Here is a 13,853-nt window from a genome sequence, read left to right as displayed (position 1 = left end):
TGACATAAAGAATAATAGCCTGTCATCACCGAATGGACTCCATGAAGATTCTGCTCAGCAATATTCCAGCCTATATAAAAGATCCTGAGCGCCATTACAATGGGGCTGGTAGCCAGCGCTGGAGCGCCACCTACAAGATAAGGAAAGGCGATCCGGGAGCTGCAGAGTGGAAATACATGGAATACCCTTTCAACATAGGGTATTCTACTGCCTTGTTGAAAAGAGACACGGACTGGACTGTAAAAGCCTGGGATCCTTGTGTCCTTGACCTAGATGTAAATGACTTTCGTTCCTACGTGAAATCCTATTCTCCAGACATACTTCTTGTTGAAGTGCCAACCGTGGCATTCCCCCTTATGCTGCCAATTCTAGGAGAACTGAAAAAGGAGGTTGGCTTCAAGTTGGCGGTATCCGGTCCGCATATTACCGGTATTCCGGAGGATACAATGAATGAATACAAATTCATCGACTTTGGCCTAGTCGGAGAATATGAGCTGACGCTGAGAGAGCTGGTAAATAGCTACTCCAAGTTTCCATCAGGTTTTGAAGAGATACACGGCTTGGCTTTCAGGCATGGCGATTCTGTGAAGGTAAACCAGCGGCGCATGCTGATAGACCCGCTTGATCAATTGCCTTTCCCGGACAGGGAAGATCTTCCTGCCCAGCGGTACGAAGACGCGGTCTTTGCGGACACTCCTTGCATTCAGATGCTCTCTTCGCGAGGCTGCCCCGTTGGATGCACATTCTGCGTTCCAATCCAGACCATGTTTGCGTCTTCAATGTACAGGCGCAGGTCTCCAAAGGAAATCGTGGACGAAATGATCCTTGTAAAGGACAAGTACGGCGCAAGGCAGGTATACTTTGATGACGATACCATGGTTATCAACAAGAAGCACGTGCAGGCCGTCTGCCAGGAAATCATAGATAGAAAAGTGGACCTGCCGTGGTCGTGCATGGGCGACATTACTATTGCAGAAGATGCGCTGAAAATGATGGCCGATGCCGGCTTTTGCGGAATCAAGTTTGGCGTCGACTCTGTGACGCCCCAGGCCCTCAAGGCTGTTCATAAAGGCACAGTGACCACCGACAAAGTGACCACCTTCGTACAGAAATGCAAGAATCTGGGAATAAAGACTCATGCCAGCTTTGTAGTTGGACTGCCCAGCGATACAAGGGAAGGGGTCTATAACATGGTAGATTATGCGTTGCATCTGGGTGTTGATAACGCTCAATTCTCCATCGCAACTCCATTCCCGGGAACTCCGTTCTTTGAGGAAGCAAAAGCCAAGGGATGGTTAAGGACGTACGACTGGACCCAGTATGATGGCGAAAGAACTGCGGTGCTGAACTATCCCAACCTTTCATCTAAAGAAATCGAGGAGCTGCGTCAGTACGCGGTTGACACTTGGTTCAAGCACATGGTCAAAACGACTATGAAGAACCCCAAGAACATGATGCTCCAGATCCGCCGCAGAGGACTGAAAGGAAGCATCACAGGAATCAAGGCCGTAATGAAAGGCAAGTATGTTCTTAATGGCTGACATGCCTTTGAAGTACTTTCAACCTCAAGATCACGCGTGTCAACCATGCCACGGATACCAATACCGCCAGAATCGATATGATTGAACCGACAGTAAAGTATGTTTGCGGCTCAAAATAGATATTGATAGTGTTTCCCTCCGGAATTATGAAACCGTTTGCATAACCGTCAGCAACAAATCGAATAGCATTACTGTCCGTCTTCCATAATGCCGAGTTGCCATCTGTAAGTACAGCGATGTATGGTTCCTTGGAGGGATTGTATATTGATATGGAGGTGGGAGAATTTTCAACGAAAGATAACTTACTATTTTCTTGGATTCCTGCCCAACCATTCTGTCCTAATTGTGGACTTGTTCTGATAAAGAAAGGAGGAATTGATCCGCTAACATTGTTAATAACATACGTTCCTCTGTTGAGGAAAATCCGGGGTGATCCATCTCTGCTTATTTCCAGTGTGTTATCAGACCTGATGGATAAGCCCAGCAAGGAGCCATCGTCGTCGGTACCTGCAACTTCAAAGTAACCGGCAACTGGAATATCGATTTTTGCGGAATTGCCCGGGATAATCATTCCAAATTTCAATGCCGCATCCTGTATCCTTCCTTGTATGTAGGATGGCAGTATACCGTCGCCATCCTGCGAAGGTCCCATGGTAAGGGTATTGGTTGCATATCCGCTGCCAATACCTGTTATGACAATCTCGTCCCCTTCGTCAATCTGAACTTGGCCAACGGAGTTAAGGTAATCCAGTGTGAAGGTGTTTGTGATGCTCTGATACGGCTCTAGGTATCTTCCCGTTCCCGTTGAAATCACTATCGCACCTTTCGTGATATCATAAATATTGTAGGGTATGTCGCCGCCCTTGCTGGAAGCGGTAATGGTAACTGAAAGGGTGTTGTTATCCAGCATCGCCAGCCTGTTGCCTGATGAACCATAAATGATAGCATCCGCATTTTCTACGACTGAATAAGGAATACGGTCAACATCGCCAGTGCCCACAAGATAGTATGAAGCCTTTTCAAAAAATGGAAAAGCATTAGCGTATAACATGTGATTGGTATTTCCGATCAGTATCACCATCCTGTCGGGAAAATAAACGCGGCCCCCCTGTGGAACCTTGTAAAATGACAAGGCACCAAAATCAGTGCGTTCTTGATTCAGGACAGGAAAGTTATTCACATGCAGGTGACCCATAGCACCCGCGGCCAGATCGTTCCTTACAAGCACGTATTTTATGTTTGTCTTTGACATCGTATTTAGTATCCCTTCAGTTTGTTCTATGTCGAGGTTGTTAGCAATGGTTCGTGTTAAGGGTAACTGGCCTATAGTGCTGAACTCTCCAACACCCGGGAGATCCATGACTATTGGTCGTCCCAGAGCCGTTGGAATGATCTCGGCCATATCGTAGGGGGACCATGTATAATGCGAATAGCCGCGCCAAGCCGGAGAAGGTACTGCAAGCACCCTGAACGAGCTTTTGTCGCTTTTAAGCCAATCATAAGCTTCTGAGTAATATTCTGGGACCTTTACCGAGCCCATATAGTCAAAGACAACGAAATTGCCAAGGTTAGGGTGGGTAAACATTGGGGTTGCCACAGAAACTATCAATAAGAAAACGCCGATGTAGGCACTAGAATGTATTATGAGCCTTATTCTGTGCCCTCTGACAAGCTTTGCAATATTTGAGCCAAAGAATGATACGAAGATTCCAACAAAGAAAGACATTGGGACAAGCAGGAGATAGATGTACTTTGCTGGAGCATTCGTTAATAACACGTCGCCAAAAGGCGCGTTAAAGATAGCGCTGTAGATTCCTCCAAACGGGCTTTCTTCTCCTCTGGTAAGAATTGCAAAGAAAAAGAGAGAGATCCCCAAGTATGTTGCAACAGATCTCATCTCAGGCATCCTTATGGAATGCAGCAAACCTATCATAGCGGCGATAAATATTACAATCCCTACCTCAATAAGCCAGATCTCCTTATACAAGTCAAATGAAGGCGCTACAGAAAGTCGTATGATATTTAGAAAAGTTTCTCCTCCGCCCTCAAGTGAGCGATAAGTCTTTTGTTCTGATGATTGAATTTCATAAACTTCGCCGAGGGAAACTATGCTGGGCATAATCCAAAAGAGATTGAAGAAAAAGAGAATCCCGAGGCAAGCAAGGAATCTAGCCGCAACCTCCTTTCTTGCCTTGTTTCTAGCAAGTTCGTATACAAAGAACAAAATGTACGGCATCATAATAATCAGCCTGTTTTGGATGTCCGTTGTAGTCTGCAGAATAGTATAAGCCAGCGAAAAAATAATGGCATATAGAAGGAATCGCTGCCTCTCAACATTGAATACTTTGATGAAAAGGGCCAATACGAGCGGCAGCGCATACCAAGTGTAGTGAAAATTGCTTATTCCGTGAACCAATGCCTGCACTTGCACCGGGTTGAACATGAAGAAAATGGCCGCCATGAATCCACCAATCTGCTTGTAATCCGACTTTAGAAAACTGGTCGTAAACCAGTACATGGAGCAACCACCCAGTGCAAAAATTGCTATGTACCAAACTTTGCTTAACAATTCAACAGGAAAAAATAAGCTAAGGAAAGCCAGAATAAGATGATAGGGGATGGTGTTGGGATTCGATAAAGAAGCGTTCCCACCGAAACCCAGGGTGGTATCCCATGTCCATTGTTTTGAAAACAGAGTCTCAATCGGATGAAGCGGAAATGCCGCGTCCACAGAATCTATGATACCTTCGTTAGAGAGAGCAAACGGTATCGCTGCCAAAGTAATTATTACAGCATATGGAAACAGCTTGGACAACAGCCTGACAACGTTTGGATCCATAGTATTGAATGGCATCAAAAGTCTAGAAGGCACACTTTTACATGTGAATGAATCGATAGGGATTTAGGTTTTGCTGGTATTCTTGAGAGTAATACCGTGCGATTCATGAAAAAGCTCTAAATCTAGAAATAAGAGTATTAGCGGTTTGAACATGTTTGGAATACCCCAAGAGCTGCATCTTTTTCTACCATAGAGGGGATAACTTCGGTCCACCCGTAGCTTTGGATCGGTATCTGAAAGAAGAAATGGAGAAATACGTTGCCGCCAGGTTTCCTCTGGGTTTTGCCAGAAAGCAATTCTTCGAGATCGCATTGTATTCGAATGGTAACCTTGAGTATGAGAAGAAAGTTGACATCAAACGGGAACACGATGAATTCTGGTATGGTGATAAAGCTACAGACATTATTTTGGAGATAACAAATCAAATTAAAGCGCTACTCAAAATTGCTCAAGTGACGCAATTTGGTCGAAAGAAGTTTGATGTGGGCATAGGAGCGGACCCTGTATGTGCTTATTCTGTCTCTCTACTAAGAAACATGGGCATGGTCAAAAAAGCAGTGTACGCAAACTATAACGATGTAACACCCTTACGTTCCAACAATAATTTATTTAATGCGCTTTACGCGCGTGTTGTAAAAAGCTGCCTTACTTCCGCAGATTATGTTTGGTATAGATGGGAAAACCATCGAAACGGCGTTCTAGCAAAGTACGGGAACATAAAGGAAAGAGCCATCGTAATGGTTCCTCACGGAGTATACTTGAACCAAAACCATGCCCTGCCTAAGATAAACAATCACAAGATTGTTTCAGCTAAAGCCACATCAGAAACTGCAGGCATACAATTACTCATCGAGGTCATGCCAGACCTGCTCAAAGTAATACCTGATCTGGAGTTCATAGTTGTAGGCACCGGCAAGTATCTGCCTACGCTGCAACAGTTGGCTAAAGAAAAAGGCGTAGAAAATAACGTCAAGTTTTATGGTCAAAAGACGCACGAAGAAACACTACAAATTGTAAATGAATGTAGCGTAGGCTACGCAGCATACGTTCCTACAAAGTTTCGCAAGACCATGGAAGCGGATTCTGCATTGGAGGTGTTAGGCTCAACCACAAGCACCATGGAAATGTTAGGAGCAAGCTTGCCAATAATATGCACTATTGGCATGGGTATAAGTTACGAAGTGAGAAATGAGAATGCCGGCATCGCAATAGAGTGGAGCCCGAAGGAAATGTATGATACCGTGATAAAGATACTCTCAGATAACGAACGATACAAAATCATGTCGGCAAACGCTAGAAAACTCGCAACAAAATACGAATGGCAGAATATATTTGATTCAGCACTACGAGGGCAGGATATTGTAATGAATAATCCTATCGTTTTACACAAATAGCAGCTGCTCCTAATTATATGATGAATCTTCATTTGCTCTCAAGACTCTGCCAGCACAGATATTCATGGATTGCGATTGCATTGTTGTCGCCATTCGTTGCTCTCCTCGCACTCGTCCGTTTCGAGTATCTTTCTACGACAGAACAGCTTGCAGAATACAGCTATATTTTTTTGATGATAGGATTCGCCGCACTGGTTGCGATCCTTATCATACGTCCTAACATAATCAAAGGCTCATAAGAGTGCTTTTACAACAATGCTTATATCAGAATCCATTTTCTTGACAGATGTTGTCACATGTTGATTGGGAGATATGGAGAAGGGAAAAATCTCCATTCGAGGACGTCCTAGGCTTCTTTCAGATTCAAGCAGCAATAGAAATGTGTCGAGGAGAAGAAATTCTGGATGTGGGATGCGGCGACGGCTATCTTACCCGGGAGCTACTGAAACATTTCAAGAACGTAACAGGAGTGGATGAATCAACAGTAGCGCTAAATAAAGCGAAAATAAACGCTAAAGGCGCGACCATCATTCAATCGTCAATCGAAGACTTCAAGCCTGCAAGGAAGTTCGATACAGTCCTCATGATCAATGTCTTGGAACACGTCAAAGAACCGGTAAAGAAACTTGCGACGATCAGCAAATGGTTGAAAGGAAACGGCCAGATCATAATTCACGTTCCAAACGCGTACTCGGTTCACAGGAGGTTGGGAAAATACATGAACCTGTTGAACAACTGCACCGATCTTAATGATGCTGATAGAGCCATAGGGCATAAGATCGTCTTTGATATGAATGGTCTCATCAAAACAGTCAAGAAAGCTGGTCTTGTTCCAGTTAGGCAAGGCGGATTATTCTTCAAACCCCTCTCAGGACCTCAGATGGTCAGGCTGTATAACGCTGGGCTATGGGAAAATGATGAGCAAAGGGATCGCTATTTCAAGGCTCTCAACAAGCTGGGCACGGACTTCCCAGAGCTGGCCAGTATAATATACGTAGTATGCAAGAAAAACACCTCTTGATGACGACCGTCTTTTAAGGTTCGATACTTGTCAAAAGTATTTTTGTAGGTACTACGGTCTGAAAATAGTGCTAATTAATGCGAATCTTGGCCGTTCGTATTATTCTGAAGGATTGTTGGCTCTTCTATCATTCACTACTATCCTACGACTGCTCAATGTTCTCGGCATAGTTTACTACCCTACGATTAACCGCGTAACGTATCTGGATGGGCACCTCTTTGATACATTCACTGGCAGTGCAAGCATGGATAACTTTCTGATCCAAGGCGTCGCTCTGGCATCGATATTCATGTTAAGTCCAAAGAAAATCTCGCTTCCAATAATTGGTTTTTACATCACTTTCTCTGCAGCATTTCTCTCAAATGATCTGGCCGTCAGCATAGTTTCTCTGACACTTCTGCCTCTGGCCGTCACGTTTCTGTTCACCTTCAAGCCCAAGTTTTCAATCAACAGCTATCTGGCAGTCCTCTTCCTAACCATAGCCGTCGTACAAGTGTATACGTTAGCTAGGTTGATGGTATACCCTGCTTTTCCATCCAGCTACTTTTCTGATTGGTCATGGCAAATTGTCGAACTTGAAAGGCAGATTTTCTATGTGACTGCTTTTGTGGCGCCCCCTGTATTGCTGATGGTAGTGTTCGCCTTCCTTCTCAAGATAGGCGTTATCCCATCATTGACGGATGCGAGCAGAAGGCTATGGTCAAAAAAAACTCAAGATTACAATGCTTCAAATATTTCTGACAAGGTTTTCAGCTACAAGCGTTTATGGTTTGGTGTCATCGCCGCATTCGTGATCTTGGTTCCTCTCTATCCATATCTGCCTTCAATCAATCCAGATCAATCGATTAGGTCGACTGATGTTCCGTTTTATTCTGACTGGGTAGAATCGCTTGAACAATCAGATAGTGCCCAAGAGGTAATATACAAGTCTTTTCTGGGTCTGAGCGGAGACCAGCTCTCGGTGGGGCGGGGTGACCGGCCTCTCACGCTTTTGTTGCTTTTCGTAATACACAAAATGATAAACATTCAGATCGAGCACCTGATACAACTCTTTCCCATCCTCCTGACAACAATGACCGCACTGGTTTCATACATTTTTCTAAGGCATACTGCAAATAACAAGAAAGCAGCAATTGTCGCAGCGCTTTTCTCAGTTGCCTCGTATCACGTCGTCATAGGCATGTACACCGGATTTATTGCGAATTGGTTGGCTGTAATCTTCAATTACGGCGCTTTCATCTTCCTCCTGAAGGCGTGGAACAGCGAAAGAAAACTTTACTATCTTCTCTTTGTCGCAATGACGTTTCTATCGATGCTCGCGCACCTGCATACCTGGATATATCTTTCAGTATCCGTGCTCGTCTTCTTGGGACTCTCTCTGGTCATCGAGCGGAACAGGGCGACAATAAAAAAGGCAATAGTAGTTGCGCTATTGCTTCTACCCACATTTCTTCTTGACGTAGTCTTTCTCAGCGTGTTCAACGCCAGCTCGGGCGTTGAAACGAACCTATCGAGAGCAACGAGCGCCATATCATTTGAAAACTTTGGGTTGAGGTGGTTGAGTCTTTACTACAACTTTCAAATATGGTTTGGTGGATTCTATGCCAACTTTGTGTTGCTAGCCCTAGCATTAATCGGAATATTGAGCATGAACTGGAAGAAGACCTTCGATAGGCTTGTCATGTCTGCCATATTCATGACGTCTCTTATCATCATTTTTGGAGACTATGGCATCCAGGCGAGAATCTTTTACATGATGCCTATACACATCCTTTCTGCATTTGGAATTGTTCGCATACTGGAGTCAAGGCGCATCCGAAATGACGTAAAAGTGTCTCTCCTGGTTCTGGTAAGCGCATGCCTTCTTACGTATGCCATAAGATCGGTGGGCAATCTGGAATTTAAGCTGTAAAACATATTCATACCTCCATAACTGATAACAAGCGAATACGCATGATACGGCGCAGAATGATGATCTTTGATCTGCATGGGACGCTGGTTTCGTTTGAGATAGATTATGATCGGCTACGGAAAGAATTGGGCGCCAATTTCAACTCTGATTTTACTCGCATAATGGAGAGCATCAGCAAGCTGGGTGAAAACGACAGAAAGGCCGCATTCGCCATGCTGGATGATTTTGAACTGAACTCCCTCGATACATTGAAAATAAAAGACCACGCCAGAAACGTGCTTGAAAAAGCAAGGAAAAAAGACTACATTATTTGTCTTGTAACTCTTCAGGGAAAAAAACCCACATCAGAAATCATGAAGCGACTGGAAATATCCAACAAATTCGACTATGTGGTTACACGTGACGATGTCGTACCCAGATTGGAACAGATATCACGTTGCCTAAAGAAGTTCAACGTTCTAGGACAAGATACCCTAGTGATAGGAGATAAAGCGCATGACTATCACAGTGCCTCAACTTTGCAATGCAAGGCATACCTTGTACGAAGAGAAGGTGGCATACCTTTCATGTCTCTCGGGGAACTTCAAGAAATAATCTGACCCCGGAATGCATATAAGACTAGATTAGTTTCCTTCACTAAATGAACGGCAGACCCGAAAAACTGGTGAGTCTCAAACACGCGGGCAAGACCTACCTTTTCAGGGATGCTTGGGACTACTGGGCATACGCCGAGGTCGTACTGGCCAATGTATACTGGCCATTTGCCTTGAAGGAAGACGATGTAGTAATAGACCTTGGTGCCAACATAGGATTGTTTACAATACACATCTCTGACAGAGTAAAGAAGGTTATTGCAGTTGAACCCGAACCATCCAACTTTCGCGTTTTAGAGAGAGCGGTCAAAGACAACAGTCTGAAAAATGTCACTCTATTCAATATGGCGGTATCAGACAAAATGGAAATAGTAAAAATTGACGGTCTCTCATCTCTCGCCAAAATTTCGGAAAAAGGCCAACCGGTCCAGTCTGACTCGTTAGATGCGATTTTGGAGCGCGACGACTGTAAAGAAGTAAATGTAATCAAGATGGACATAGAAGGATACGAGGCGAAGGTCCTGAAGGCCTTCCATCACTGGAAAGCCATACGGGAAATGATAATAGAAGTTCACTCTTCTGAAATTCGAAACGAAATCTCTGAGTTACTGACCGGGAATGGTTTTGTAATTAAGGACATAACCGATGTGGATTATTCTAGAATCCGCCGAAACATCACTTCACATTTCGGCAGTTTCTTGGCTGGGGAGTTCAAAAACAGCTTCTTTCTCACAAGGAAGTATCTTAGATATGTCTTCAAAATAGGGCCCCCGGGCACAAGGCCCAAGCCAGGGACAGGAGGAGCAAGTTCAGGAACAGGGGTGCTACATGCAATCAACACAAATTTCGTTCCAGCAAGGGCAGCCGGTTGATAAAAGATTATTAACATATCAGGCGACCTTGCTTTCATGCGCCGGGCAGACCTGATAGACAAGACATTATCGCTCATATTGGACGATGGAATCAAAACTAATTTCTTCAGGTCAAAGTCGTTCCTGATTTCCGGCGGCGCCGGCTTTCTCGGAAGCTGGATCTCCGAGGCCATATGCAAGATTGGAGGCACGGTGTACTGTGTTGACGATTTCTCCACAAGCCCTGCAACAAACGTGGATCATCTGCGCCAGCATCCAAACTTTCATCTCATTCATGAAAACATAGTCACCGCGGATCTATCAGCAATAAACTGTGATTTTGTCTTTCATCTGGCAAGCAGACCATCGCCAGAAGACTATCAGCTACATCCTGTAGAATCTTTGCTCCCCAACTCTACAGGTTCGCAGAAACTCTTGAGTTATTGCAAGGAAAGAGGCATACCAATAGCGTTTGCCTCCACATCGGAAGTATACGGTGATGCCCGGGTAATACCAACTCCTGAATCATATTGGGGCAATGTCAATCCGGTCGGATTGAGGTCGTGTTACGATGAAGGCAAGAGGTATGCAGAGGCGCTTTTCATGGCGTATTCAAGACAATACAATGTGCCCGTGAAAATATTCAGGATCTTCAACACCTACGGACCAAGATTGAGGGCTGACGGATACTATGGCAGGGCTGTTTCAAGATTTCTGATGCAGGCGTCATCCAACAAGGATATCACGATTTTTGGAGATGGCAAGCAGACGCGATCATTTTGCTTTGTAAGCGATACTGTAAGAGGAATCTTGTATTTTGCGCAATCGACTCTTGTTAACGAAGTAATTAACATCGGGAATCCAGAGGAAATGACCATTCTGCAGTTGGCACAAGCCATCAAAGAGGTGACTAACAGCAAGTCCGACGTAGTATTCGCCCCTCCAGCACCAGACGACCCGAAAAGACGCTGCCCGGATATCAGAAAGGCAAATGAACTTTTATCTTGGACGCCCAAGATTGATCTCAAGACGGGCATTCAAATGACTCTAGATTGGAACACGTCTTCATAGGAAAGATGAGTGGATTGACGCACAAAGTATCGATCATAGGAATGGGATTCGTGGGCCTCACAACCGCGGCCGTCTTTGCAAAGAAGGGCGCTCTCGTGTACGGCGTCGATAGCGACGAGAACAAGATAGACATTATCAGGAAAGGGAGGGCGCCGTTCTTTGAACCAAAGTTAGATGCCCTGGTGAAAAGAGCAGTTGCCCAAAAGCGACTAGTTCCAACAAGCTCTATTGCCGAGGCAATCGACAATTCTGACCTGACATTCATATGCGTCGGCACCCCGATGAATTCTGATGGCTCGGTCAACCTTGACTACGTTGCAAGAGTCAGCCTGCAGATCGGACAAGTCATCAAGGACTCGAGAAAATATCACGTATTCTGCGTAAAGAGCACAGTACCTCCGGGAACGACCGGGAACGTGGTAACCAAGAACATCGAAGCTGGGAGCAACAAACAGCGTTCGACCGACTTTGGAATAGCAATGACGCCTGAATTTCTTAGGGAAGGAAGTGCCGTCGAAGACTCGCTGAATCCACACATCATAGTAATTGGAACCGGGGACAAGAAAGTAGACTCACGAGTTCACAGCTTCTTTAGAAATCTATACGGCCCGCGAACGAAGATATTGAAAACAAACATTGTTACAGCTGAACTGATCAAATACTCAAACAACTCCTTCTTGGCAACAAAGATCAGCTTCATAAACACGATAGCAAATGTGTGCAACAAGATTCCCGGCGCAGACGTAGATATCATCGCAGGCGCTATAGGGACCGACCCAAGGATAGGTTCCCAGTTCCTTTCTGCAGGACCTGGCTACGGCGGCTCTTGCTTTCCAAAAGACGTTTCAGGATTCATACAGTTCTGCAAGACACTGGGGCTTGATCCAACACTTCTGGAAGCTACGGACAGAGTAAACAAACTTCAAGCACAGGCCGTGATAGATCTGGTCAAACATGGATTGGGACCGATCAGCGGCAAATCGATTACGGTTCTGGGCACATCTTTCAAGAAAAACACAGACGACATAAGAGAAAGCGTATCGATAAGAGTGATTGACAAATTATTGGAGCTTGGAGCCATTGTGCGCATACATGATCCGATGGCCATGGACAACACGAGAACAGTATTCGGCAACAAAATCGAATATCCAGCTTCATTGGCAAACGCTCTGAAGAACACGGATTGTGTAGTACTGATGACAGACTGGGACGATTATCGAGTTATAACCGAAAAAATGATAAGAAAATTCACGTCAAAATGCGCAGTGATCGATACGAAACGATTCCTGCAAGTAAAGGAGACGGCTGACATCAAGTATCTTGCCATTGGCAAGACCAAAGCAACCCTTTCTTCACATTGAATTTATATCCATAGACAAAGGGACTAGTGCTGATTGGGCAAGCCAATTTACGGTTTGGGAGAATTCAGTCAGCTTCCTGAAGTGGAAGGTGAGCGTCTCCCTTCAATAAGCATAGTCATACCAACCTACAACTCCCAACAATACCTGCCTGAATGCCTGAAAAGCATTCTTGCCCAAGATTACCCGCGCAGCAAGATCGAGATCATAATTGCAGATGGAGGGTCAAGCGACAACACGCTCGAAATAGCGAGAAATGCGGGCGTCGATATCATCGCAAACAATCCTCTCAAGACCGGCGAAGCCGGCAAGGCGGTGGGAGTCAAAAAAGCACAAAATGATATCATAGCTCTGATAGACAGCGACAACATTCTGCCCGAAAAGAGCTGGCTCAGAAAAATGGTCTGGCCGTTTATAGAAGATCGCGAGATAGTCGCAACCGAGCCTCTCTACTACACTTATAGGGAAACTGATCCCGTTTTGACCAGATATTCGGCGTTGCTCGGGATGAACGATCCGCTCTGCTTGTTTCTGGGCAATTATGACAGATACTGCGTGCTTACCGGCAAGTGGACGAACCTCCACGTACCTCAGGTTGACCAGGGAAACTACATCAAGGTCAGCCTTGGCAAAGAGGTCCCGACCATAGGGGCAAACGGCTTCATGATAAAGCGGAATCTTGTTAGCGACGTCGGAGATTATCTTTTTGACATAGAACTTCTCGGCAACATCATCTCTATCGGGCAGAACAAGGTTGCCAAAGTCAAGATTGGGATAGTGCACCTCTACGGAAAAGACAGCGAAGATTTCAAGCGGAAACAAAGAAGACGCATAAACGATTACCTGCTCTTCAAGAGCCGGGGTCTGCGAAAATATCCTTGGCTGGTAAAGAGAAACAAGCTCCAGATAATGAAGTTCATCGTCTATACTGTTACGACGATACCCCTGCTTTTGCAGGCGCTTTCAGGCTATGCAAAGTTCCGTGACGATTCATGGAAATTTCATGTTATCGCGTGTTGGTTGACTTTGATGATATACGCGAAAGGTGCCATGAGAAGCGGAACCGACCAAACAGCTCCTAAAAGTAATTAACGTAAACTTCGACTGACAAACTATAATAGAGCGGAGACATACTTCGTTTTTATGAATGGGGGAACCCTATTCCCGCCTATTAGTGCCGTCCACGCTTTTCGTTGCCGGAATTGCAGACCACCCACGGCATCAAAAACTTGGTGAAAAGCATCTGCAAAACTCTAACATCCATAAGTTTTCT

Annotated in this window: 10 protein-coding genes; 9 read left to right on the top strand and 1 reads right to left on the bottom strand. The window is 45.0% G+C overall.

The window, feature by feature from the left end; genetic code table 11:
- Nucleotides 1–41: 41 nt before the first annotated feature.
- Nucleotides 42–1,541: a radical SAM protein gene (locus tag HXY31_RS02520; protein ID WP_292639279.1), complete on the top strand. Its 1,500-nt coding sequence runs from the start codon at nucleotides 42–44 to the stop codon at nucleotides 1,539–1,541.
- Here HXY31_RS02520 and HXY31_RS02515 read toward each other — a convergent pair.
- Complete coding sequence (locus HXY31_RS02515) at nucleotides 1,531–4,380, bottom strand: alpha-(1->3)-arabinofuranosyltransferase family protein (RefSeq protein WP_292639276.1); 2,850 nt, start codon at nucleotides 4,378–4,380, stop codon at nucleotides 1,531–1,533. The genes HXY31_RS02520 and HXY31_RS02515 overlap by 11 nt on opposite strands.
- A 155-nt stretch (nucleotides 4,381–4,535) precedes the next feature.
- On the opposite strand from HXY31_RS02515, the gene HXY31_RS02510 reads away from it, so the two are divergent.
- The 8 genes from HXY31_RS02510 (at nucleotide 4,536) to HXY31_RS02475 (ending at nucleotide 13,672) form a co-directional block, all read left to right on the top strand.
- Nucleotides 4,536–5,774: a glycosyltransferase gene (locus HXY31_RS02510; protein WP_292639273.1), complete on the top strand. Its 1,239-nt coding sequence runs from the start codon at nucleotides 4,536–4,538 to the stop codon at nucleotides 5,772–5,774.
- A gap of 289 nt (nucleotides 5,775–6,063) precedes the next feature.
- A complete protein-coding gene (locus tag HXY31_RS02505) occupies nucleotides 6,064–6,795 on the top strand; it encodes a class I SAM-dependent methyltransferase (RefSeq protein WP_292639270.1) in 732 nt (243 codons plus the stop codon).
- 115 nt (nucleotides 6,796–6,910) lie between these two features.
- A complete protein-coding gene (locus tag HXY31_RS02500; protein ID WP_292639267.1) occupies nucleotides 6,911–8,707 on the top strand; it encodes a hypothetical protein in 1,797 nt (598 codons plus the stop codon).
- A gap of 41 nt (nucleotides 8,708–8,748) precedes the next feature.
- Nucleotides 8,749–9,306 (top strand): HAD-IA family hydrolase, encoded by a 558-nt coding sequence (locus HXY31_RS02495; protein ID WP_292639264.1) that lies wholly within the window; start codon nucleotides 8,749–8,751, stop codon nucleotides 9,304–9,306.
- Nucleotides 9,307–9,347: 41 nt separating this feature from the next.
- Entirely contained in the window at nucleotides 9,348–10,172 is an 825-nt protein-coding gene (locus HXY31_RS02490; protein WP_292639261.1) for an FkbM family methyltransferase, read from the top strand.
- Between the two features lie 36 nt (nucleotides 10,173–10,208).
- Complete coding sequence (locus tag HXY31_RS02485; RefSeq protein ID WP_292639259.1) at nucleotides 10,209–11,222, top strand: NAD-dependent epimerase/dehydratase family protein; 1,014 nt, start codon at nucleotides 10,209–10,211, stop codon at nucleotides 11,220–11,222.
- A complete protein-coding gene (locus HXY31_RS02480; protein WP_292639256.1) occupies nucleotides 11,204–12,583 on the top strand; it encodes a UDP-glucose/GDP-mannose dehydrogenase family protein in 1,380 nt (459 codons plus the stop codon). The genes HXY31_RS02485 and HXY31_RS02480 overlap by 19 nt, the downstream gene beginning before the upstream one ends.
- A 33-nt stretch (nucleotides 12,584–12,616) precedes the next feature.
- Nucleotides 12,617–13,672, top strand: coding sequence for a glycosyltransferase family 2 protein (locus tag HXY31_RS02475; RefSeq protein WP_292639253.1), 1,056 nt, complete (start codon nucleotides 12,617–12,619; stop codon nucleotides 13,670–13,672).
- Nucleotides 13,673–13,853: the final 181 nt, after the last annotated feature.

This window comes from Nitrososphaera sp., assembly GCF_013388945.1.
GTDB lineage: Archaea > Thermoproteota > Nitrososphaeria > Nitrososphaerales > Nitrososphaeraceae > Nitrososphaera.
This window is presented reverse-complemented; position numbering and strand designations above follow the sequence as displayed.